The 20,656-nt window shown below is 66.4% G+C and carries 19 protein-coding genes; 16 read left to right on the forward strand and 3 right to left on the reverse strand.

What is annotated here, in order from left to right:
- Positions 1-24 precede the first annotated feature (24 nt).
- The 4 genes from CAL22_RS05205 (at position 25) to CAL22_RS05220 (ending at position 5,297) form a co-directional block, all read left to right on the forward strand.
- Positions 25-876: an isocitrate lyase/PEP mutase family protein gene (locus CAL22_RS05205; protein ID WP_094810926.1), complete on the forward strand. Its 852-nt coding sequence runs from the start codon at positions 25-27 to the stop codon at positions 874-876.
- A 35-nt stretch (positions 877-911) separates the two neighbouring features.
- On the forward strand, positions 912-1,877 hold the full coding sequence (locus tag CAL22_RS05210) for a Bug family tripartite tricarboxylate transporter substrate binding protein (protein ID WP_094810928.1): 966 nt from the start codon (positions 912-914) through the stop codon (positions 1,875-1,877).
- A 106-nt stretch (positions 1,878-1,983) separates the two neighbouring features.
- Positions 1,984-3,486, forward strand: coding sequence for an ABC transporter substrate-binding protein (locus CAL22_RS05215; protein ID WP_094810930.1), 1,503 nt, complete (start codon positions 1,984-1,986; stop codon positions 3,484-3,486).
- Between the two features lie 14 nt (positions 3,487-3,500).
- The gene (locus CAL22_RS05220; protein ID WP_208621897.1) at positions 3,501-5,297 is read left to right on the forward strand and encodes a gamma-glutamyltransferase family protein; all 1,797 of its coding nucleotides are present in this window, start codon (positions 3,501-3,503) and stop codon (positions 5,295-5,297) included.
- 112 nt (positions 5,298-5,409) lie between these two features.
- Here the strand turns inward: CAL22_RS05220 and CAL22_RS05225 are convergent, their stop codons facing one another.
- From CAL22_RS05225 to CAL22_RS05235, 3 genes are all read right to left on the reverse strand, one after another.
- Positions 5,410-5,970, reverse strand: coding sequence for a MarR family winged helix-turn-helix transcriptional regulator (locus tag CAL22_RS05225; protein ID WP_094810934.1), 561 nt, complete (start codon positions 5,968-5,970; stop codon positions 5,410-5,412).
- A 35-nt stretch (positions 5,971-6,005) separates the two neighbouring features.
- Positions 6,006-7,718, reverse strand: a complete 1,713-nt coding sequence (locus tag CAL22_RS05230) for a collagen-like triple helix repeat-containing protein (protein ID WP_094810936.1) — start codon at positions 7,716-7,718, stop codon at positions 6,006-6,008.
- A 288-nt stretch (positions 7,719-8,006) separates the two neighbouring features.
- Positions 8,007-9,707, reverse strand: a complete 1,701-nt coding sequence (locus tag CAL22_RS05235) for a ShlB/FhaC/HecB family hemolysin secretion/activation protein (RefSeq protein WP_094810938.1) — start codon at positions 9,705-9,707, stop codon at positions 8,007-8,009.
- A 437-nt stretch (positions 9,708-10,144) separates the two neighbouring features.
- Here CAL22_RS05235 and CAL22_RS05240 point away from each other — a divergent pair, with 437 nt between their 5' ends.
- The 12 genes from CAL22_RS05240 (at position 10,145) to CAL22_RS05295 (ending at position 20,651) form a co-directional block, all read left to right on the forward strand.
- A complete protein-coding gene (locus CAL22_RS05240; RefSeq protein WP_094810940.1) occupies positions 10,145-10,951 on the forward strand; it encodes an MHYT domain-containing protein in 807 nt (268 codons plus the stop codon).
- Between the two features lie 145 nt (positions 10,952-11,096).
- Complete coding sequence (locus tag CAL22_RS05245) at positions 11,097-11,309, forward strand: Flp family type IVb pilin (protein ID WP_094810942.1); 213 nt, start codon at positions 11,097-11,099, stop codon at positions 11,307-11,309.
- Positions 11,310-11,473: 164 nt separating this feature from the next.
- Positions 11,474-11,962, forward strand: a complete 489-nt coding sequence (locus CAL22_RS05250; protein WP_244193786.1) for a prepilin peptidase — start codon at positions 11,474-11,476, stop codon at positions 11,960-11,962.
- Positions 11,923-12,348: a TadE/TadG family type IV pilus assembly protein gene (locus tag CAL22_RS05255; RefSeq protein ID WP_208621876.1), complete on the forward strand. Its 426-nt coding sequence runs from the start codon at positions 11,923-11,925 to the stop codon at positions 12,346-12,348. Before CAL22_RS05250 ends, CAL22_RS05255 begins: the two co-directional genes overlap by 40 nt.
- A 1-nt stretch (position 12,349) precedes the next feature.
- The gene (locus tag CAL22_RS05260; RefSeq protein ID WP_094810946.1) at positions 12,350-12,811 is read left to right on the forward strand and encodes a TadE/TadG family type IV pilus assembly protein; all 462 of its coding nucleotides are present in this window, start codon (positions 12,350-12,352) and stop codon (positions 12,809-12,811) included.
- Positions 12,808-13,749, forward strand: coding sequence for a Flp pilus assembly protein CpaB (gene cpaB, locus CAL22_RS21195; RefSeq protein WP_208621877.1), 942 nt, complete (start codon positions 12,808-12,810; stop codon positions 13,747-13,749). The genes CAL22_RS05260 and cpaB overlap by 4 nt, the downstream gene beginning before the upstream one ends.
- 83 nt (positions 13,750-13,832) lie before the next feature.
- Positions 13,833-15,125 carry a type II and III secretion system protein family protein gene (locus tag CAL22_RS21200; RefSeq protein ID WP_244193802.1) on the forward strand — a complete coding sequence of 431 codons (1,293 nt, stop codon included), beginning with the start codon at positions 13,833-13,835 and terminating at the stop codon, positions 15,123-15,125.
- The gene (locus CAL22_RS05275; RefSeq protein ID WP_094810950.1) at positions 15,122-16,462 is read left to right on the forward strand and encodes a pilus assembly protein CpaE; all 1,341 of its coding nucleotides are present in this window, start codon (positions 15,122-15,124) and stop codon (positions 16,460-16,462) included. Before CAL22_RS21200 ends, CAL22_RS05275 begins: the two co-directional genes overlap by 4 nt.
- 14 nt (positions 16,463-16,476) lie before the next feature.
- Positions 16,477-17,844 (forward strand): CpaF family protein, encoded by a 1,368-nt coding sequence (locus CAL22_RS05280; RefSeq protein WP_094810952.1) that lies wholly within the window; start codon positions 16,477-16,479, stop codon positions 17,842-17,844.
- The gene (locus CAL22_RS05285) at positions 17,844-18,755 is read left to right on the forward strand and encodes a type II secretion system F family protein (RefSeq protein ID WP_094810954.1); all 912 of its coding nucleotides are present in this window, start codon (positions 17,844-17,846) and stop codon (positions 18,753-18,755) included. Before CAL22_RS05280 ends, CAL22_RS05285 begins: the two co-directional genes overlap by 1 nt.
- A 10-nt stretch (positions 18,756-18,765) precedes the next feature.
- Positions 18,766-19,764, forward strand: coding sequence for a type II secretion system F family protein (locus CAL22_RS05290; RefSeq protein WP_094810956.1), 999 nt, complete (start codon positions 18,766-18,768; stop codon positions 19,762-19,764).
- 2 nt (positions 19,765-19,766) lie between these two features.
- Positions 19,767-20,651: a tetratricopeptide repeat protein gene (locus CAL22_RS05295; RefSeq protein WP_208621879.1), complete on the forward strand. Its 885-nt coding sequence runs from the start codon at positions 19,767-19,769 to the stop codon at positions 20,649-20,651.
- The last annotated feature ends 5 nt before the right edge of the window (positions 20,652-20,656 follow it).

Genomic DNA, 20,656 nt, shown 5'->3' on the forward strand with positions numbered 1-20,656 from the left:
GGCCCGATTGCAAGGAGTTTGCTGATGAAACCCACCCAACAACTGCGGCAGGCGCTGTCTGCCGGCAAAACCCTGATCGCCCCGGGCGCTTACGACGGCATGTCGGCCCGCCTGGTCGCCAACGCGGGCTTTGACGCGGTATACGCCAGCGGCGGCGCGATCGCGCGCGCCGCCGGCTACCCCGACCTGGGCATCCTCAGTTTCACGGAGGTGCTCGATCGCATCGAGAAAATCGTCGACGCCAGCGGCCTGCCGGTCGTGGCCGACGCCGATACCGGTTTCGGCGGCTCGGCCAATGTCGAGCGCACGGTGCGTGCCTTCGAGCGGGCGGGCGTGGCGGGTTTTCATATCGAAGATCAATCCTTTCCCAAGCGTTGCGGCCACCTCGATGACAAAAGCCTGGTCGACGCCGAAGAGATGTGCCTGAAGATCCGCATCGCGCGCCAGACGCTCAGTGATCCGGATTGCCTGGTGATCGCGCGCACCGACGCGATTGCCGTCGAGGGTTTCGAGGCCGCCCTCGCGCGCGCCGAGCAATACGTGCAAGCGGGCGCCGACATGATCTTCGTCGAGGCGCCCGAAACCCTGGAGCAGATCCGCGAGATCGCCCGGCGCCTGCCCGGGCCCAAGCTCATCAATATGTTTTACGGTGGCAAGACCCCGCTGGTGCCGATCGACGAACTGTCGGCCCTGGGGTATCAACTGGCCATCATTCCCTCGGATCTGCAGCGTGCCGCCATTCATGCCATGCAGAAGACGCTCGCCCAGATCCGAGCAACCGGCGATTCCAGCGCGTTGGCCCAGGAGCTCACCAGCTTCAAGGAACGCGAAGAAATCGTGCAAACCCGCCGTTACCTGGCGTTGGATGCGCTGTAGAGCCGCGCATCCCTGTTTTCTGAGGAGACACCCCCATGAAACCTTCGTTCAAGGCAGCCGTTGCGCTGACCCTGGCTGGTCTGGCCTTTGGCGCCCAGGCCGCGGATTGGCCCGATCACCCGATCACTTTCGTCGCCCCGTTCTCGGCCGGCGGCGCCAATGACCTGGTGGCCCGCATCATCGCCAAGGCGGTGGGCGCGCAGCTCAAGGCCAATGTCATCGTGGAGAACCGCCCCGGCGCCGGTGGCGTGGTCGGCTCGGCGCACGTGGCGCGCAGCGCCGCCGATGGCTATACCTATCTGGTCGGCAGCAATGGCACGGTCACCAATAGCCTGATCCGTTCCGACCAGCCCTATAAGGACGAGGAACTCACGCCGGTGGCGCTGCTGTCGGTCACGCCCTCGGTGATTGTCACCAACCCCGACAATCCCGCCAAGGATCTGAAGGAGTTCGTCGCCAACGCGCGCGCCAAGAAGACCGACCGCATCACCTTCTCGACCGCGGGCAATGGCAGCACGCCGCACTTCGTGGCGGTGATGATGAAGCAGGCCACGGGCCTGCCCGTCGAACCGATTTCGTACAAGAGCGGCTCCGAGGGCGTGACCGCGGTGGTCGGCAAGCAGGTCGACGCGACCTCCGAAGCCAGCATCGTCACGCTGCCCCTGGTCAAATCGGGCAAGCTCAAGGCCCTGGCCACCACGCTGGACAAGCGCATGGCCAGCGCGCCCGATATCCCCACCACCAAGGAAGCGGGCTTTCCGTCCATCCAGATCGGCCATTGGGCCGGCTTGTATGCGCCCACCGGTACGCCGGCCGAGGTCATGGACAAGATGAACGCGGCGGTCAACAGCGCCTTGCAGACCCAGGAAGTGCAGGATGCGCTCAAGCTCAGCAGCATCGAGCCGGGCGGCGGCAGCCGCGCGGAATTCACTGACTTCGCCACCAAGGAGCGCGCGCGCCTGACCGAAGTGGTCAAGCAAGGGCATATGCGCGGCGATTGATCGTCCTCTCCTCGTTTGCCGCACGCAAGAACGCCGGGGCCGCCCCGGCGTTCTTGCGTGGGCCACCGGAGTAGAATGGCTCGCGTCTTTATGGGGGAAGTCCGTTATGTCAAAAATCCGTTTCGCCCTGGCCCTTGCTGGCCTGGTCGCCAGCGCCGCGGTGTCGGCGCAAACCACGTTGCGCATTGGCCTGCAAGATGATCCCGATGTGCTGGATCCGGCCCGTGCGCGCACCTTCGTCGGCCGCATTGTGTTCGCCTCCTTGTGCGACCGGCTGGTCGACATCACGCCGGACCTGAAGATCGTGCCGCAACTGGCCGAATCCTGGTCCACGTCGGAAGACGGCAAGTCGCTGACCTTCAAGCTGCGCAAAGGCGCCGTCTATCATGATGGCGCGCCCATCGATGCCGCTTCGGTCAAGGCCAATCTCGACCGCGCCATGACCCTGCCCGACAGCAACCGCAAGAGCGAGCTGTCCGCGGTGGCCAGCGTCGAAGCGCCGGATGCCCAGACCGTGGTGCTGCGCCTCAAGGCTCCGGACGCCTCCTTGCTGTCGCAGCTGTCCGACCGTGCCGGCATGATGATTTCGCCCGCCACGTTCGACAAGGATCCGGGCAGCAAGCCGGTGTGCTCCGGGCCTTACCGCTTCAAAGAGCGCGTGCAGAACGACCGCATCGTGCTCGAAAAATTCCCGCAGTACTGGGATGCGCCGAGCTACCACTTCGATCAGGTGGTCTTCACGCCCATTCCCGACTCCACCGTGCGCCTGAATAACCTGCGCGCCGGCGGCCTGGATATCGTCGAGCGTATTGCGCCCACCGATGCCGACGCCGTCAAGAACGACGCCAAGCTCACGCTGGCCCCGGTGACCGGCCTGGGCTTTCAGTCCATCGCCGTGAACATCGGCAACGGCGCGCGCGCCGACACGCCGCTGGCCAAGGATGCGCGCGTGCGTCAGGCGCTCGATCTGGCCATCGACCGCGATGTGATCAACCAGGTCGTGGGCCAGGGGATGTTCCAGCCCGCCCATGAGCCTTTCCCGCCGGCCAGCTTCGCCTACGACAAGAGCGTCGAGCACGCCGGGCGTGACCCCAAGAAGGCCAAGGCCTTGCTCAAGGCCGCCGGTCACGACCGGGTCAAGTTCGAGCTGACCTACGGCAACAACACCACGATGCAGCAAGTGATGGAGCTGATCCAGGCCATGGGCGCCGAGGCCGGCTTTGACATCAGCCTGCGTCCCCTGGAGTTCGCGGCCGTGCAAGCCGCTTTGGCGCGTGGCGACTTCCAGGTCGGCCAGACCGGCTGGTCCGGCCGTGTCGATCCGAGCGGCAACATCCATCAATACGTCAGCTGCAAGGGCAACCTGAATGACGGGCGCTTCTGCGACGCCGACGTCGACAAGCTGCTCAATGAAGCGCGTTCCACCTCTGACGAAGGCAAGCGCCGCGCGCTCTACAGCCAAGTGCTGCAGAAGATGCAGGTCGAGCGCCCCCAGATCTACCTCTTCTACCTGCCCTGGGTGTTCGGCACGCAGAAGAAGATCGAGGGCTTCGTGCCCTATCCTGACGGCCTGATCCGCCTGAAGGACGTCAAGGTCGCCAAGCAGTGATCATGGACACGCGCATGTTCACGACCCGGCCGGAGATCCTGGGCAGCTTCGGCGTGGTGACCTCGACGCACTGGCTGGCCAGCGCCAGCGGCATGAGTCTGTTGGAGCGCGGCGGCAATGCATTTGACGCCGCCGTGGCCGCCGGTTTCGTGCTGCAGGTCGTCGAGCCGCATCTGGTCGGCCCGGCTGGCGAAGTGCCGGTGCTGTTTCATTCGGCGCGCACCGGCAAGACCGAGGTGCTCTGCGGCCAGGGCCCCACGCCGGCCGGCGCCACGCTGGCGCATTATCGCGGCCTGGGGCTGGATCTCATCCCCGGCAACGGTCTGCTGCCGGCGGTGATTCCTGGCGCTTTCGACGCCTGGATGCTGCTGCTGCGCGATCACGGGTCGATGCGCGTGCGCGATGTCCTTGAACCGGCCATCTTCTACGCCGAATCCGGCCATGCGCTGATGCCTCGCATCAGCAATACCGTTGCCGGCCTGAAGGATTTTTTCCTGCAGCACTGGCCCAGCACGGCCGAGGTCTATCTGCCCGGCGGGCAGGTGCCGCGCGCCGGCAAGCTGTTTCGCAATCCCGCTCTGGGGCGCACCTGGCGCCGGGTGCTCGAGGCCGCCGAGGCCGCCGGCCCGGACCGTGAGCGTCAGATCGAGGCCGCGCGCGATGCCTTCTACCGCGGTTTTATCGCCGATGCCATCGATCGCTTCGCCCGCCTTGAAGTCATGGATGAAAGCGGCCGCGCCCATTCTGGCGTGCTGCGCGCGGCCGATCTGGCCGGCTGGTCGGCCACTTACGAGGCGCCCGCCAGCTATGAGTACGGTGACTACACCGTGGCCAAGGCCGGCGCCTGGAGTCAGGGCCCGGTGTTTCTCCAGACCCTGGCCTTGCTCAAGGGCACGGACCTCGGGGCGATGGGCGCCAACAGCGCGGCGTTCATTCATCACCTCACCGAGGCCATGAAACTGGCATTCGCCGACCGCGAGGTGTATTACGGCGACCCGGCTTTTACCGACGTGCCGCTCGATACCTTGCTGTCGGACGCCTATAACGACCAGCGTCGCCGCCTCATCGGCGAGACGGCCTCGCACGAACTGCGCCCGGGGCAGATTCCCGGCTTCGAAGCGCAGTTGGCGCGCGTGATGGATACGCTGTCACGCCTGTCCAAGGTCACGCCGGTCGGCGCGGCGGGCAGCGAGCCCACCCTCGCGGACATGCGCGCCTCGGTCAAGCGCGGCGATACCACGCATGTGGACGTGATCGACCGCTGGGGCAATATGGTGTCGGCCACGCCTTCCGGCGGATGGTTCCAGTCTTCGCCCGTCATCCCCGAGCTCGGCTTCGGCCTGAATACCCGCGCCCAGATGTTCTGGCTCGAGCCTGATCTGCCGTGCTCGCTGGCGCCGGGCAAACGTCCCCGCACCACGCTCACGCCCACGCTGGCGCTGCGCGATGGCAAGCCCTACATGGTGTTCGGCACGCCTGGCGGCGACCAACAGGAACAATGGCAGTTGCTGCTGTTTCTGCGTCATGTTCACCACGGCCTCAATCTGCAGGAGGCCATCGACCTGCCCATGTCGCACACGCAGCATTTCCCGACCTCGTTCTATCCGCGTGACCGCAAGCCGGGGCACCTGGCCGTCGAAGCCAGCTTTGGCGCGGCCGTGATCGAGGATCTGCGCCAGCGCGGGCACGTCATCGAAGAGGCGCCGGCCTGGAGCGTGGGCCGCCTGACCGCGGCCGCGCGCGACGCGGACGGGCTGTTGCACGCGGCGGCCACGCCGCGTTTGATGCAGGCCTACGCCATCGGCCGTTGAGGTTGCCGGCGCCGGGACGGTGTGCCGTCCCGGACCGCCGGCCTGGCGCACAGCCAAAAAAAAGCCGCCCCGCGGCGGCTGGTGTCAGGGCCATGCGCGGGGCGACTCACACTCACACGTCCATCAGGTCGCGGCCGCTGCGGGCCTGCAACCAAACCTGCGTGTCGTGCCGCAGACTGCGGACATACTGCAACAGAAATGCCTGAACGGTCCGCATCTGCTGCGGGTCGAACTGGCGGCTCAGAAAGTGCACTTCCTCCAGCACGGCCTGGCGGGCCTGCACCAAGGCCTGGCAGCGTTCCGCCACCGGGTGGATCACGATGACGCGCCGGTCCAGCGGATGGCGTCCCCGTTGCACGAACCCCGCGGCTTCCAGCCGGTTGATCAAGGCGGTCGCGCCGCCCCAGCTGATACCCAGCAACTGGCCTAACTGGCCGGTGGGCAGGGATTCGAGCTCCTGCACCAGTTCCAGCGCCTTGATTTCCGTGACGGACAGGCCAAGCCTTTCGGCGACGGCGGCCTGGCTGGCGGTCGCGTAGACCGCCAGTTGCTGGCTCAGAATCGCGGCGATGTCAGCCACGGCCCCAGATTGCGCGGCAGGCGGCTCCTCGAACTTGCTGAGGTCGGCGACACTGTGACGCTCTTCGATGACGATACGGTCTGCTTCGAACATGGCGTTGCTCCGGCAAAGGCCTGGTTCCGGTTGAGTTACTTCTTGCCGCCCAGTCCGCCCAACAGGCCGCCCAGCAGTCCGCCGTTGGCCGAGCCGGTGGACGTGCCGCCGGCGCTGCCGCTGACGTTCAGGCCGCCAAGCAGACCCCCGAGCAGGCCGCCGTTGCCGGCGCTGGCGCTGCCCGTGGTGGTAGCGGTGGCGGCTCCCGTGACCGTCGCCACGGTCGTGGTCACGGTGGTGACCACGCCGCCGACCAGGCCGCCGGCGCTATTGCCGCCCAGCACGCCGCCGAGCAGCCCGCCGCTGGCCACCGTGCCGGTGGCATTGTTGGCCGCGCCGGTTACGCCGCCGAGCACGCCGCCCAGCAAACCCCCGCTGGCGGTGCCGCCGGCCGAGCCGCTGCCGGAGGCGCTGGCGGTGAGTCCGCCCAGCAAGCCGCCCAGCAGGCCGGTATTGGCGGTGGCCCCGCCGGTCGTGCCGCCCGTCACGCCATTGAGCAGCCCGGTCACCGGCGAGAGCAGACCGCCATTGGCCGCGCCACCCGTCACGCCGCCCAGCAGGCCGCCGGTAATGGGCGAGAGCAGGCCGCCCGTGCTGGCGCCCAGACCCAGGCCGCCGGTCAGGGAAGCGACCGCGCCAGTGGCGTCCTTCAGCACCGCGCCCAGGGGATTGGGATTGCTGGCGTCGGCCTTGACCAGCCCGCCGGCATGCGCGACCGCGTTGCCCACGCCTTGCAGTACGCCGTCCAGGCCGCCGATCGGCACATTGCCGCCCAACGAGCCGCCGGCGCCGGCGATGGTGCCGCCGACGCTGGACAGCAGGCCCGAGACCGGGGTGCCCAGCGTGGTCGTGGCGCCCACCGTTTGCGTCAGATTGGTGACGGTCGCCGCGACCGGCGCCACGGTGGGGTCGAGCCCTTCACCCACGGCGCTGAGCGCGGACTGCAGGCCGAGCGGCAGCACGTTGTCGGCCGCCTTCCCGGTGTTGTTCAGGGCCGGTTCGAGCAGCGCGCCTTGCGAGGGGCTCAGCACGCTGCCGGTCAGACCTGCGACCGCCTGCGTGACGGGCTGCAGCAGGCCGCCGTCGCCGGTCAGGCCGGCGGTGAGCGCGCCCACCGCGCCCGTGGCGTTCTTGGCCACCTTGGTCAGCGGATTGGGATTGGCCGGGTCGGCGACCAGCAGGCCGTCGACGCTGCTGACCGTGTCGCCCAGGCCGCTGACCAGTCCACCCAGCCCGGTGCTCAGACCGCCTGGCAGGCCGCTGGCCGACAGCGTATCGCCCAGATCGCTGACGGAGCCGCCGACGGAGTTGAGCGTGGCCGCAACGGGTTGGCCCAGTCCGGTGGTGCTGCCGAGGGTTTGGGTGAGGTTTTCAACCGTGGCCACGACCGGCTGGAGGGTAGGGTCCAGCGCCTTGCCGATACCGCCCAGCGCCGCCTCGGTATTCAGCGGCAGCGCATTATCGACGGCGCTGCCGGTGCCGCCCAGCGTGGTTTGCAGCAGACCGGCCGAGGTCGTATTCGTGGGCGGCGTGCTGGGATTTTCCCCGCCGTTGCCCCCGCCATTATTATTTCCGCCCCCGGTGCCGCCCGTGCCGCCCGTATCGCCGCCCAGGCCGGGACCGGCGCTGGCCGAATGGCTGCCGCCACCGCCGCCACCGCAGGCGGTCAGAGCCGCCAGCACCACGACGCTCATCAGGGAAAGTGCAAGCCGGGAGGGTTCGCGGCGAGTCTGAGTCTTCTCTTGCATGACGTGCTCCTTTGGATGGGGGTTCAGGCCGTTTGCCGCCCGATGCCTTTCCATACGCAGGATTCATGCCAAGTTTTTACGGATTATCCCTGATATTGGTTGTTGGCTGAATTGCGGATTTTTAAAGCATATATATATCAATGGCTTGCGAGACTTATTGCAGGTATCGCGGGATAAAAAAAGGCCTGCTTTTTGCGAAAGCAGGCCTGCTGTGAATGTGGTTATTCCACGATATTCCCCCGATGTTACGTCGAACGTTACGTCCGGCGTTACGTAACGCCGCTCATTTCAGAAGGCATCGTAGAACAGGGAATAATTGGCATTAAACCGCACATCGCGGTCACGATCGTTGGCGGTAACCGCGCCGACCGGCTTGGCGATATTGAAGTCAAACAGGTAGTACTTGTCGTCGGTAATCCGGAAACCCAGCGCGACCGACGAAAGATGTTTGGGATTGACCGGTTTGAGAGCTGGGTTGTTGTACCAGCTGCGCGCATAATCGACCAGCGCGTAGGGCTGCACGGCCTGCACATACTTGTAGCCGATATTAAAGCGCCGGTTGACTTCCGCCGACAGCCCCAGGCCTTTGTCGCCGCTGATCTCGCCTTGCGGATAGCCCATGCCATAACGCCAACTGCCGAATGACACCTGTTCGGAAGAGGGCAGAATATCGCTGCTGTATTGCCCCGCGCCGCTGAACACCAGGCCGAACTGGGCCGGCAGCGTGAACGCCTGGCGCAGGCTCAGATTCCAGCGGGTGAAATCCAGGTCCGTGAGCGGCGTGGCCGTATAACCATAGTTGCTGGTGATCTTGGCGCGGGCGCCCATGCTGTCGACGCCTTTGGACACGCTCACTGTCGCATCGGTCGAACGCTGCGGCAGCACATCGAGATAGCGCAGTTCCGCGGCCGCGGCGCGCACGCGGGAGTCTTCGCGCAGCCAGTTGTCGCTGTGATGCTGATCGTAGCGGTCCTTGGAGTTGGTCGCGTACGCGCCCAGGCTGGCGGTGAGCGAACGGCGGTTGTTCAGCAGCAGGGGATAGCTCACGCCCACGCCGATCCGATCGGTCGTCACCTTGCGGTCAAAGCCCAGATACTGGATGGCTTCATCACGCGGCTTGGCCTGATAGTGATAGCCGTCGACCTTGACGGCCCAGCCATCGTTGCCGACCGGCACCCGGACATCGGCCGAAAAGTAGCGCACGTCGTCGGTGTTCAAGGGCACGCTGGCCGTCAGGCGCACTTGCTCGCCCAGCGGCGTAAGGCTGTTGGCCCCGACGTTGACGATGGGCTGCATGCCGGTGCCCATGTCGGCGATGCCGCCATTGCCCGTGAATTTCTTGCGTGTGGCGCTCAGGCTCAGCTCCGTGGCGCCATTGGCGCGCTTGGGCAGGTCGAGCGTCGGCGTGAACGACACCCCCGGCACCGTGCGCATCAGGTTGAGCACCCGCTCGAGCGTGCGCTGGGTCAGTGGCTTTTCCTGCAGCAAGGGCTCGGCCAGCGTTTCCAACCGGCGCTGGGCATTACCGATGTCGCCCTCGATGCGGACGTTCTCGATATACCCCTCGACGATGGTGACGACCACCAGGCCGTTGGCAAAATCCTGATTCTGGACCAGGGCAAAAGACAGCGGATAACCCCGTTCCCGGTACAGCGCCGTGATTTTGTCGACCTCGGCCACCAATTGGGCGACGGTAATGTCCTTGCCGGCCAGCGGCGTCAGAAACGCCGAGACCTCCTCGAACGGCAGGGTTTTGACGCCGGAGACATCGAAATGGCGCGGAACAATATGCTGCGCCAGCCTTGCCGCCACGGCTTGTTGCTCGGGGGTAGGGGCCACGGGCGTTTGCGGCGCAGCCACCGGCGGGCGCTCGATGGGGGGCAAGGCATCGACCGGATTGCCGCGCAGCGGGCCATCGGCTCGGGCATGAGGCGAAATAAATACCAGGCTGAACGGAATCAGCAAACTGCCGAGAACGAAAGGCTTCATCGATGCGGGCTTGTCGGGAGAAAGGGCGCTCGGCGCTGAGGATTATTGTCGGATCGTGGTTGCCACGTTATCCGTCGCATATTGCCAGCAACATTTCGCCGTATCAATGTGTGCAAACCCCATCACTAAGATTGCGATTGTTGCATCGCATCAGCTGAGCGCCGCCGCGGCGCTGTGTATCTCCCCAGTATATTTTCCAATAAATGCTGTTTATTGCCAAAAATGAGAATGTCGGTAGCACTTCTCTTGTCGCAATAGTACGAATATCAGGGAAAACCCGGATGTAAAGCGAATGTTAATAGATAAGACTAGATAAACATTTCAAAACAAAAATTGCAGTAATTTTTGGGCGCAAAAGTTGCGGCCAGATATATCGGGAGAGGTGGCAGTGATTTACTTATTGCTGGTTCTCGAGGCGAATTTACTGCGGAGCGTTGATGAATCCGGGTGATGTAATTCCGCTCTCTTTCCAGATGGCGCTGGTGGCATTGTCATTTGTCGTCGCCTTTCTGGGAGCTTATGTTGCATTAAGCGCAGCGGCCAGAATTCGGCTGAATGTGCAGTATGGCGACAGCTGGCGGGGTTTTGCCGTGGTGGGCGCGGTGGCGATGGGGGGCATCGGCATCTGGGGCATGCATTTTATCGGCATGCAGGCGCAGTATTTGCCCTTCGATGTGACCTACAGCCTCTGGCCGACCATTCTGAGCGCCCTGGTGGCGATCGGTTTTTCCGGCGCGGCCTTTCTCTATGTGGGCGGCAAACCCTTTTCCTTGCTGCGCTGCCTGCTGGCCGGCGTGGCGGTGGGCTTGGCCGTGGCCGCCATGCATTACATCGGTATGAGCGCCATGCGCATGCCCGCCGTCTTTCGCTGGAACAGCTCCCTGGTCGTGCTGTCGGTGGTGATCGCCATCCTGGCGGCCACGGTGGCGATCTGGCTGGCATTCAACGTGCAGCGTGAAGGTCAGCGCGTGGCCGCCGCGGTGGTGATGGCCGTGGCCATCTGCGGCATGCATTACACGGGGGCGGCCGCCGGCGTGGTGATCTGCAGCACCCCGCTGGGCCCGGGGCAGGCCGGACAGGTGGGCGGAGCCTCCTTGCCCTATGTCGCCTTCTTCGGCGCGGTGACGATTTTGATTGCGATGCGTTGGCAGATGCACCGTAGCTACAGACGATATCAGTTGCGCATGGCGGCGCGGGTCGATGACCTGCTGGGCGCCGCGCGGCCCGCCAGACCCGTGGTCTGAGCGCGAGGCCGCAGACAGGCCGTTGTTGAACCGGTTCAAGAAGGACCCCTGCCCGCAATGCCGGTGGGGTTAGTGGCAGCGCTCGGGAGACCGGCGCGTTCATTCAACCTGTGCAGTACCTGTTTTCTTGCTTTCGGAGGTGTCTATGTTGGCGCAACTCTCTTCTTTCTGGCGTGACGAGGACGGCGCGACCGCCATCGAGTATGGCCTGATCGCGGGCTTGATCGCGGTGGTGATCATTGGCGGGCTGACAGCGGTGAGCGGCGGACTCAATGGCCTGTTCAATCGTATCAATGGCGCACTGACAAACGTCGCCGCCGACAGCGGTTCGGGCGGCAGTACCCAGACCAACAATTAGATAGCTATCGTCCTGATAACCGACGGTCGTACCCGTTTGACGCGATGAGGGCCCGAGGGCCCTCATCGCGGTAGTAACGCCCGGGATGCTTTCGGGCCTGTCTCGCCTTGATGCCGTTGATCAACGACGGGAGTATTGCCTTGTTGAAGGAGAATGCGTGGTGGATGGCTTGGCTCGCCTTCAACGCTGCGGTCGTGGTGTACGACCTGGGGTGGCGGCGCGTGCCCAATTGGCTGGTTTCGCTGGCTGCTCTGGCGCAACTGGCCTGGCTGATTGCGCACAGCCTGAGCGGAACCTGGCCGGCCAGTGGTCCGCGCGGCTGGCTCGATGCCTGGCTGCCGTTCGCCCTGGGGCTGTTGTTCATCGTGTTCTGGCGTCTGCGTCTGATGGGCGCGGGCGACGTCAAGTATCTGGCCGTCATCGGCCTGTGGCTGGGGTTGATGCCCTGGTTGATGGTGGTGTTGCTGGCCAGCGTGCCGGCGGGCCTGCACGCGCTCGCCCAGGCATGGGGCGTGTTGCGCCATCCGCGCCGCGCCCGGCGCGGCGTGCCCTACGCCGGCTATCTGGCCCTGGTCGCGCTCAGTCTGGCAGTTATGCCGTCGAGTTCGCCCTGGTGTTCCTGGTGTTCTTCCTGGTGGTTTACGGCATTCTGACTTGGGGCCTGATTTTCGCGGCCCAGCAGTCGGTCAATTACGCCGCGGAGGAAGGCGCGCGCATCGCCCTGCGCTGGCAAAGCGCCGACGCCATGGGCGTGCGGGCGCAGCAGGCGCGCAGCGAAGCCCTGCGGCAATTGTCCTGGGTGCAGAGCATGGGCCGCGCCGACGCCAGCATCGCGGTCTGCGGGGCGGGCGGACTCGTGCAAGGCGAGGGCGCCTGCAGCGGCGCCGCGCTGGATCCCGATCAACTCGAAGTCCTGGTGCGCTATCCCTACAGCGCAGGGCCGCTGGTGCCGGTGTTGCCGGGCATTCTGCCCTGGCTGCCCGCGCAGTTGGCCGCCCGCGCCTCGGTGCGCCTGGGCGGTTCGCTGGAGGGCCGCTGAGATGCGTCATATGCCTGCGCGGCAGCAGCGCGGCGCGGCCGCCATCGAATTTGCCATCACCCTCATCCTGCTGCTCATGCTGGTGGTGGCCATCGCCGGTTATGGCGCCTGGTTCTGGGCGCAGCAGAAAGTCACCAAGGCGGCCGGCGAGGGCGCCCAGGCGCTGTTGCAAACGGGTTTTCGCACCGGCGTGAGCAGCGCGGCGGTAGCCTGCGTCGCCGCGCGCCAGGAGGCGTCCTGGATGAGCATCCAATGCGCCACGCAATTGCAGCCCTGCTCCTGGACGGATGCGGCGGGCGCCGCGCCGCGTTGCGCACGCATCTCGGTTTCGTATAACGCCAACGCCTGGCCCCTGCTGGCCACCATGAATACCCTGGCCGCGGCCTTTTCCTCCAATCCCTGGTTCCCCAGCACGCTCCATGCCTGGGCCGTTGTGCAGATTCCGCAGGATGTGACGCCATGAACAGTCTGACCAAAATCGCCGCCGTGTTCTTCTTGTTGGTGGCCCTGGCGCTGGGCTATCTGGCGGTCCGGCTGGCGATGCGCGAAGCGCCGCCGCCGCCGCCGCCCGTCGTGCAGAGCGCGCCGGCCCCGGTCGGGAAAACGCTGGCTGTGGTGGTGGCCAGCAAGGATCTGGAGGCCGGCACGCGCCTGAGCGAAGACATGCTGGAGATCGCGCAATGGCCTACGGCGCCGGAGATCGCGGTGGCCGAGCCCGGCCTGGTGACGGGACACACCTTGCGCCAGGCGGTGGCCAAGGGCCAGCCCGTGGGGCCCTATGTGCTGGCCAAGGGGCTGGCCGCGCATCTGGAGCCCGGTGAGCGCGCCATCACCATCCCGGTCGATGAAATCGTGGGTGCTCAGAATCGTATCCGTCCCGGTGATCTGATCGATGTCTTCATGATGATCGAACGCGGTCCCGAAGTGTCCGGCTCGCAGATGCGGCTGCTGCAATCGCGGGTCAAGGTGTTGGCCTATGGCCGCGATTCGGTGGACGGTCCGGCCGAACCGGAGCGCGCCGCTGGCGGCGGCTCGGGCAACCCCGCGCCGGTGGCGCGCAACGCCATGCTGGCCGTGCCGGTGGCCCAGGTCAACGAATTGTTGCTGGCCGCGCGCAGCGGCAAGCTGCAACTGGCGCTGCGCTCGCCCGAGGATACCGCCGTGCCCGATCCCAGCTTGTTCGTGGCGCGCACGCCCGTACTGGCCCCGCGCGCCAACCTGACACCGCAGCAGAAAGCCGCCGTTCACGACGGCGTGAACATGGCTTTCGCCGGGGATGGCCTGAGCCAGTTGGCCGGGCCGCCCGCCCCAGCCCAGCCCATCGCGCGCGCGCCGGCCACGGGCGGCGGGCGCAGCGTCGAGGTGCTGCGCGGCTCGACGGTACAGAACGTGGCTTATTGATGATGGTCTCTTCGAACCTTGATGTGAAAACGCGCATGACTACCGCTCGCACCGCAGGAAAATGGACCTTGGTCTTGGCCGTGATGGCCGCGTGGCCGGTCGTGGCCGTTCAGGCTCAGAACGCGCCACCGGCCGCCGCCGCGCCTGCGGCCGTGCCGGGTGAAATCATCGTGGCGGTCAAGGGCCAGGAGCCCTTGCGCCTGGCCTCGACGCCGGCGCGCATCGCCGTGGCCGACCCCGAGGTCGCGGATGTCAAAGTCCTGGTGCCGGGCCCGAACCGGGCCGGTGAAGTCATCATCATCGGGCGCAAGCCCGGCAGCACCGAACTGCGCATCTGGGCTCGCGGTCAGCGCGATCCTCAGGTGTGGGTGGTGCGCGTGGCGTCCGATGTGCAGGCTGCGCTGGCCGCGCGCGGCGTGCAGCCGGGCGCTTTCGTGGACCGGGCCGGCGACCGGGGGCTGGTCAGCGGCCTGGCGCCGTCGGCCGAGGCGCATCGCGGCGCGGTCGAAGCGGCCGGGGGCGACAAGCAGGTGGTCGACGTTTCGCAGATCAACACCAGTGGCGTGGTCCAGGTCGAGGTCAAGGTGGTCGAGGTATCGCGCACGGTCATGAAAGACATCGGCGTGAGCTTTAACGCGGGCGGCTCGCGCGTCAATGGCGGCGTGAGCCTGCTGCCGGATCTGACCGGCGGCTTTCTGGGGTCGCTCAGCTACAGCAGCCGCGACTTCAACGCCACGCTGCAATTGCTGCAAAGCAATGGCCTGGCGCGGGTGTTGGCCGAACCCACCCTGCTGGCCCTATCGGGCCAGAGCGCCAGCTTTCTTGCGGGCGGCGAAATCCCCGTGCCGGAATCGGGCGGCCTGGGCACGCAGAACGTGACCTACAAGCCCTTCGGCATCGGCTTGACCGTCTCGCCCACCGTCATCTCGCGCGAACGCATTGCCCTGAAAGTCGCGCCCGAGGCCAGCGAGCTGGACTACACCAATGGCACGACCATCGTGAACGCCAATAACACCACCACCATCATTCCGGCGCTGCGCACGCGGCGCGCCGACACGATGGTGGAGCTGGGCGACGGCGAGAGCTTTCTCATCAGCGGCCTGGTATCGCGCCAGACCAAGGCCAATGTCAGCAAGATCCCGCTGTTGGGCGATCTGCCCATCATCGGCGCGTTCTTCCGCAATGTGCAGTACTCGCAAGAGGACAACGAACTGGTCATCGTCGTCACCCCCCGTCTGGTCCGGCCCATCGCTCGCGGCGTCACCCTGCCGCTCCCCGGCGCGCGCCAGGAACTGACCGACTCCGGCTTCAATGCCTGGGGGTATTACCTGCTCGGCCCCATGGGCGGCCAGCAAATGCCGGGTTTTTCACAGTGAATGATATGAAAACTCACGCCCGAGAATGGGTTGGCCTCGATAAGGCCAACTGCTTTCTGTTCTGCTCAAGTGACAACGGCGTGGCGCAGCAACTGGGACAGGCCGTCGGCGACCTCGGCATGCTGACCCAGGAATCGCCCTCGCTGGACGTGCTGGCCCAGCGCCTGGCGGAGATCAACCCGCAGGTGATCTTTCTGGACTTCACCGGCGGGCAGGCCGACCCGGGCAAGCTGCTGATGGCGGCCGACATGGCGCGCGTGCTCATGCGCGTGGCGCCGTCGTTGCCGCGCGTGGCGGTCGGTTATCTGTCTCAGCCCGACGGCGCCATCGCCGCCCTGCGTGCCGGCGTCAGCGATTTTGTCGATCCTTCGGTCTCGCCGGAAGAGGTCAGGGCGGTGGTGCAGCGCCTGCTGGCCGATTGCCGGCAAGCCGCCGGGGGCGGCGGCGCGCATCGCAGCGTGCTGGTGTTGGGCGCGCGCCCGGGCGTGGGCGCGAGCACGCTGGCCGTGCATGCCGCCGGGCTGGCCCAGCAGCATCTGGCCCAGGTCGCGCTCTCGCGGCAGAGCACCCAGGGCGCCAAGCCGCATGGCAAGGGCGAACTCATGGCCGCGCAGTTGCCGCTCAACGAGCGGGTGTGCGTGCTGGATCTGGGCTGGCCCATCGGCGACTGCCTGCTCTATCTGAATATCAACAGCGATTTCGATTTCGCCGAGGCCGTGCGCAATCTGCGCCGCCTGGACGGCACCCTGCTCAGTTCGGCCGTGGCGCATACGCCGGCTGGAATCAGCGCCATGACCCTGCCGCGCGATATGGCCCAGGTGCGTGCGCTCTCGCCGGCCGATTCGCTCTCGCTGTTCGAGCGTCTGCGGCAGCACTATGGCTTTCTGGTGACCGACGCCGGCGGCCTGGCCAATCCGGACTTCACCGCCAAGCTGGCGCGCAGCTCCCAGGAAGTCTGGCTGGTGACGGACCAGAGCGTCAGTTCCCTCGTGTCGCTGGCGGGCGTGCTGCAGGAGCTGGAGCAGCAGCATGTGCAGCGCGACACGATCAAGCTGGTGGTCAACCGCTATGACGAACGTTATGGGATGACTTCGATGCAAATCGCCGAGCGTTTCGGCCTGGCGCTGGCCGGCACCCTGCCGGATCGCACCATGCCGCTGATGCTGTGCACCAACCAGGGCCGCCTGCTCTACCAGCAGGCCGAGCGCGACATCTATGTGCGAGCCGTCCAGGGATTGGTCGACCTCATGCTGGCCGAGCGCATGGCGCCCGGCGCGCGCCAGGGCTGGCTGGCTGCCTGGCTGCCCGGCGTTCACAAACGCATGATGCTGCACTGAAGGAAACGACCACCATGATCATGTCGGCATCGATGGAGTTCGGCAACGGCGAAGCGGCGGATGAGTTCGCCGGCTCGCAGCGATTCCAGGACGTCAAAAGCCAGGCCTACGAGCATTTGCTGTCGCGCATCGAAGAGCTGGGGGCGGAGTTCGGCCGCTGGACACGCGCCGCCATTCAGGAGTTCGTCGAGATCGAGGTGGCGGGTTTCGCGCGCCTGCGGCGTCTGGCGCTCAACGAAGCCGAACTGGCCCACATCAGCAGCGCGCTGACCAAGGAATTGGCCGGCCTGGGGCCGCTGGAGGACCTGCTGGCCGATCCGGCGGTCGAGGATGTACTCATCAACGGCTACAACAATGTGTTCGTCTCGCGCCGCGGCGTGCTGGCGCGCGAGAGCCTGCGCTTTACCGACAACCAGCATGTGCTGCGCATCGTGCGGCGCATCCTGGCACCGTTGGGGCGCCGGCTGGATGAATCCAGCCCCATGGTGGATGCGCGGCTGCCCGATGGCGGGCGGCTGAATGTGGTCATCGAGCCGCTGGCCGTCGACGGGCCCATGGTGTCCATCCGCAAGTTCCGCCAGGACCCGCTCAAGCCCACCGATCTGCTGGTGCTGGGCACCTTCAATGAAGAGATCCACCGGCTGCTCAGCCTGGCCGTCAAGCATCGGTGCAACGTGCTGGTGTCGGGCGGCACCAGTTCGGGCAAGACGTCGCTGCTCAATGCCTTGGCATTTTTCATCCCGGAGAGCGAACGCGTCGTCACGGTGGAGGACACGGCCGAGCTGTCGCTGAACCACCCGCACGTGGTGCGCCTGGAGTCGCGCCAGGGCGGTTTTGACGGCGCCGGCGCCATCAGCATCCGCGATCTCATCCGCAACAGCCTGCGCATGCGGCCTGACCGGGTGGTGGTGGGCGAGGTCCGGGGCGCCGAAGTGATGGACATGCTGCAGGCCATGAACACCGGGCACGAAGGCTCCATGGCCACGATCCACGCCAACTCGCCGCGGGAGTGTCTCTACCGTATCGAGATGCTGGCCGGTTTTGCCGGGTTTCAGGGCAGCGAGGACAGCCTGCGGCGCCAGATCGCCAGCGCCCTGGATTTCATCATCCAGATCGGCCGCCTGCCCAATGGCAAGCGCCGCGTCATTTCCGTGACGGAGGTCACGGGCATGGGCGACAACGTCATCGCCACGCAGGAGCTCTACCGCTACGAGTCTTTCCTGGCGCCCGACGGGGAAGATAAAGACAACTGGGTCGGGCTGGGCATCAATCCGCACACCCCGAAGCTGGCGCGCGCCTGGGCCGAGATGCGCGCGACGCTGGCGCCCGATGACCCCGAGCCCGCGCCGGGCGCCAGCGGCTTCTGGGGCCGGCGGCGATGATGGCGGCCCTGGCCCTGTTGGGCGCGGCCCTGGTGTTGGCTGCCGGCGCGTTTCTGTTGCTGCGCCGCGCCAGCGCCGGCGAGCGCCGTTCGGCCACGTCGGCGTTTCTGGCGTCGCGCCTGGACAAGTCGGGCGCGCAAAGCGCCGCCGAAAAACTGCTGCGCCCGATCCGCAAAGGCGGCAACGCGTGGGCCCGCATGCTTTTGCTGGCCGGCGAGCGTTCGGACGGCAAACTCTATGTCATTCTCTTGCTGCCGGCCTTGGTGGCCGGCGCGCTGGGCGCGCTGCTGGGCGGGGCGGCCTCGGCGGTGGCGGCCTTTGCCCTGCTGCTGCTGTTGGGCATTTTTCGCCTGTGGCGCAAGGCCGACAAGCGCCGGCGGCGCATGATCAATCAGTTGCCCGGCTTTCTGGATGGCGTGGTGCGGCTCATCACCATAGGCAACAGCGTCAACGCGGCGTTTCAGGGGGCTATTGCTTCGGTCGATGACCCGCTGCTCGAAGTGCTGGAGCGTACCGATGCGTTGACGCGCTCGGGTAAGGAACTCGACAGCGCCTTGCTCATCGTGTCGCGCCAGTACGGCCTGCAGGAGCTGTTTCTGGTGTCGTCGGTGATTTCGCTGGCGCTGCGTTTTGGCGGGCGCAGCGAGCAGGTGCTCGAACGCATGTCGGCCTTCATGCGCGATCTGGAGCAGGCGCGCGACGAACTGGTGGCGCTGTCGGCCGAAGTGCGGCTGTCGGCCTGGATTTTGTCGCTGCTGCCCATCGGCTTGGCGCTGTTCATCATCATCTTCAACAACGATCTGTTCATGAATATGTGGCGCGACCCGCTGGGCTTCAAGATGCTGATGGGCGGTCTGGGCCTGCAGATCGCCGGCACGTATTGCCTGTTCCGCATGGCGCGTGGCGTGTGAGGAGGGGCCGATGCAAGCAATGCTCAACGACCCGAGTGCCCGCTGGTTCCTGATCAGCGCGGTCATCGCCATGATGATCGCCTGCCTGGTGGTGAGCGTGGCGGTCTTGGTGCGTGTCAGCCGGGCGGACCGCAACCGCGCGGTGATCGACCGGGCCATCGCCGCGCGCGATGGCTCCGCGGCGCCGTCCGCGCCGATGCCTCAGGGCGCGCGCGAAAAAGCGGCGGCCATGACGCAGGCGGCCAGCACTTTCGGCTTGCGGCTGGGGCAGGGCAAGCTGGGAGAGTCGCTGCTGGCCGCCGAGGACCGTCGCCTGGTGGAACTGTGTTTTCTCGACCGCAGTCAGCGCGCCCGGGGGTTGTTCATCATGAGCCGCTCGGTGCTGGCCGTGCTGCTGCCCGTGCTGGTCTGGCTGCTGCTGGACGATGTGCTCAGCCGGCACGGCCTCATGGGCTGGATCGTGGCGCTCTTCTTCGGTTTCGCGGTGGGGTGGATGCTGCCCAAATGGTGGCTGATGCGCCGCTGGCGCGCACGCCGCAAGCAGGCTGAAAATGAACTGCCCCTGCTCATCGATCTGCTGCGCCTGCTGCAGGGCGTGGGTCTGTCGGTGGACCAGAGCATCCACGTGCTGGTGAGCGACTTCCGCACGGTGATGCCGGTGCTGGCGGCGGAGTTGCGGCATGCGGCGGAACTGCACACGCGCGGACGCAGCCGCGAGCAGTCGCTTGGCCGTCTGGCCGTCGATTACGACAACGACGATCTGACCGCCATCTGCCGGCTCATCGTGCAGGTGGATAAACACGGCGGCGCGGTCCAGGAACCGTTGGCGCGTTTCAGTGAGCGTGTGCGCGAGCGCCGCAAGCTCGATCTCAAGGCGCATGTGGCGCGGCTGACGGTCAAGATGACCGGGGTGATGGTGCTCACGTTGTTGCCGGCCTTGCTGATCGTGACCGGGGGCGCGGGATTTCTGGCGGTGATTCGCGGCCTGTCGCGCATCAATGGAGGCTAGGCATGAGGGTATGGAAAATTCCGGCGGCAGGCCTGGGGCTCGCGCTCCTGGGGGCCTGCGCCAGCAATAACGTGGACACGGCCTGGCAACTGATGCAGCAACAGCAGCAGGAGCAGGCGCTGATGCAACAGAAGAATGACGAGACGGATCGCCAGCGCGCGATGGCCTCGCGTCCCGCCATGGCGCTGTCGGTGATACGCGAAGCCCAGCAAAGCGGGCGCTACTTCGCTTCGCTCGCCTATCTGGACGCCTATCGGCAGGCTTATGGCGAGACGCCGCAAGTACAGGTCATGCGGGCGGATGCCCTGCGCATGACGGGCCAGACGGACAGCGCCGAGCAACTCTATCGCACCCTGACCGGCGGCGAGCAGGCGGCCGAAGCCTGGCATGGCCTGGGCCTGCTGGCCGCCGGCCGCTCCGACTTCGCGCAGGCTGCGCAGGCGCTGGCGCGCGCGGCCAGCCTGCGCCCCACCGATGCCCAGTATCTCGGGGATCTGGGCTATGCCCGCTTGCGCGCCGGCGATCTGCAGGGTGCGCGGCTGCCGCTGGGCCAAGCGGCCGAGCTCGATCCCGGCAACGCGCGCATTCTGGGCAATCTGGCCTTGTTGCTGGTCTTGCAGGGCGAGGAGGGCGGTGCGCAGCAGGTCATGACGCGCGGGCAGCTCAGCTCACAGGCCCGCAACCGGGTCTACCAACTGGCCGCAGAGATACGCCGGCCGGCAGCCGTGTCGGCCGCCCCGCAGGAGGCCGCCCGCGTGGGCGGGCCCGTCGTGCGCGCGGTGCCCGCGGGACAGACCACGGTCGTGTCCGCCGAACCCGCCAGTGCGATGCCCATGGTGCAGCGTCCTTTGCTGGACCGCCTGGGCAACCCCCCTTTCGTGCAATAACGCCC

Source organism: Bordetella genomosp. 12, from assembly GCF_002261355.1.
In the GTDB taxonomy this organism is placed as follows: Bacteria; Pseudomonadota; Gammaproteobacteria; order Burkholderiales; family Burkholderiaceae_B; genus Bordetella.

Excerpts from the sequence above, each read along its gene's own strand:
- CAL22_RS05235 (WP_094810938.1), bottom strand. The coding sequence starts at position 9,707 with ATGAAGCCTTTCGTTCTCGGCAGTTTGCTGATTCCGTTCAGCCTGGTA.
- CAL22_RS05295 (WP_208621879.1), top strand. The coding sequence starts at position 19,767 with ATGAGGGTATGGAAAATTCCGGCGGCAGGCCTGGGGCTCGCGCTCCTG.
- cpaB (WP_208621877.1), top strand. The coding sequence starts at position 12,808 with ATGAACAGTCTGACCAAAATCGCCGCCGTGTTCTTCTTGTTGGTGGCC.
- CAL22_RS05245 (WP_094810942.1), top strand. The coding sequence starts at position 11,097 with ATGTTGGCGCAACTCTCTTCTTTCTGGCGTGACGAGGACGGCGCGACC.
- CAL22_RS05220 (WP_208621897.1), top strand. The coding sequence starts at position 3,501 with ATGTTCACGACCCGGCCGGAGATCCTGGGCAGCTTCGGCGTGGTGACC.
- CAL22_RS05210 (WP_094810928.1), top strand. The coding sequence starts at position 912 with ATGAAACCTTCGTTCAAGGCAGCCGTTGCGCTGACCCTGGCTGGTCTG.
- CAL22_RS05225 (WP_094810934.1), bottom strand. The coding sequence starts at position 5,970 with ATGTTCGAAGCAGACCGTATCGTCATCGAAGAGCGTCACAGTGTCGCC.
- CAL22_RS05250 (WP_244193786.1), top strand. The coding sequence starts at position 11,474 with ATGGCTTGGCTCGCCTTCAACGCTGCGGTCGTGGTGTACGACCTGGGG.
- CAL22_RS05290 (WP_094810956.1), top strand. The coding sequence starts at position 18,766 with ATGCAAGCAATGCTCAACGACCCGAGTGCCCGCTGGTTCCTGATCAGC.
- CAL22_RS05205 (WP_094810926.1), top strand. The coding sequence starts at position 25 with ATGAAACCCACCCAACAACTGCGGCAGGCGCTGTCTGCCGGCAAAACC.
- CAL22_RS05280 (WP_094810952.1), top strand. The coding sequence starts at position 16,477 with ATGATCATGTCGGCATCGATGGAGTTCGGCAACGGCGAAGCGGCGGAT.
- CAL22_RS05215 (WP_094810930.1), top strand. The coding sequence starts at position 1,984 with ATGTCAAAAATCCGTTTCGCCCTGGCCCTTGCTGGCCTGGTCGCCAGC.
- CAL22_RS05240 (WP_094810940.1), top strand. The coding sequence starts at position 10,145 with ATGAATCCGGGTGATGTAATTCCGCTCTCTTTCCAGATGGCGCTGGTG.
- CAL22_RS21200 (WP_244193802.1), top strand. The coding sequence starts at position 13,833 with ATGGCCGCGTGGCCGGTCGTGGCCGTTCAGGCTCAGAACGCGCCACCG.
- CAL22_RS05285 (WP_094810954.1), top strand. The coding sequence starts at position 17,844 with ATGGCGGCCCTGGCCCTGTTGGGCGCGGCCCTGGTGTTGGCTGCCGGC.
- CAL22_RS05260 (WP_094810946.1), top strand. The coding sequence starts at position 12,350 with ATGCGTCATATGCCTGCGCGGCAGCAGCGCGGCGCGGCCGCCATCGAA.
- CAL22_RS05230 (WP_094810936.1), bottom strand. The coding sequence starts at position 7,718 with ATGCAAGAGAAGACTCAGACTCGCCGCGAACCCTCCCGGCTTGCACTT.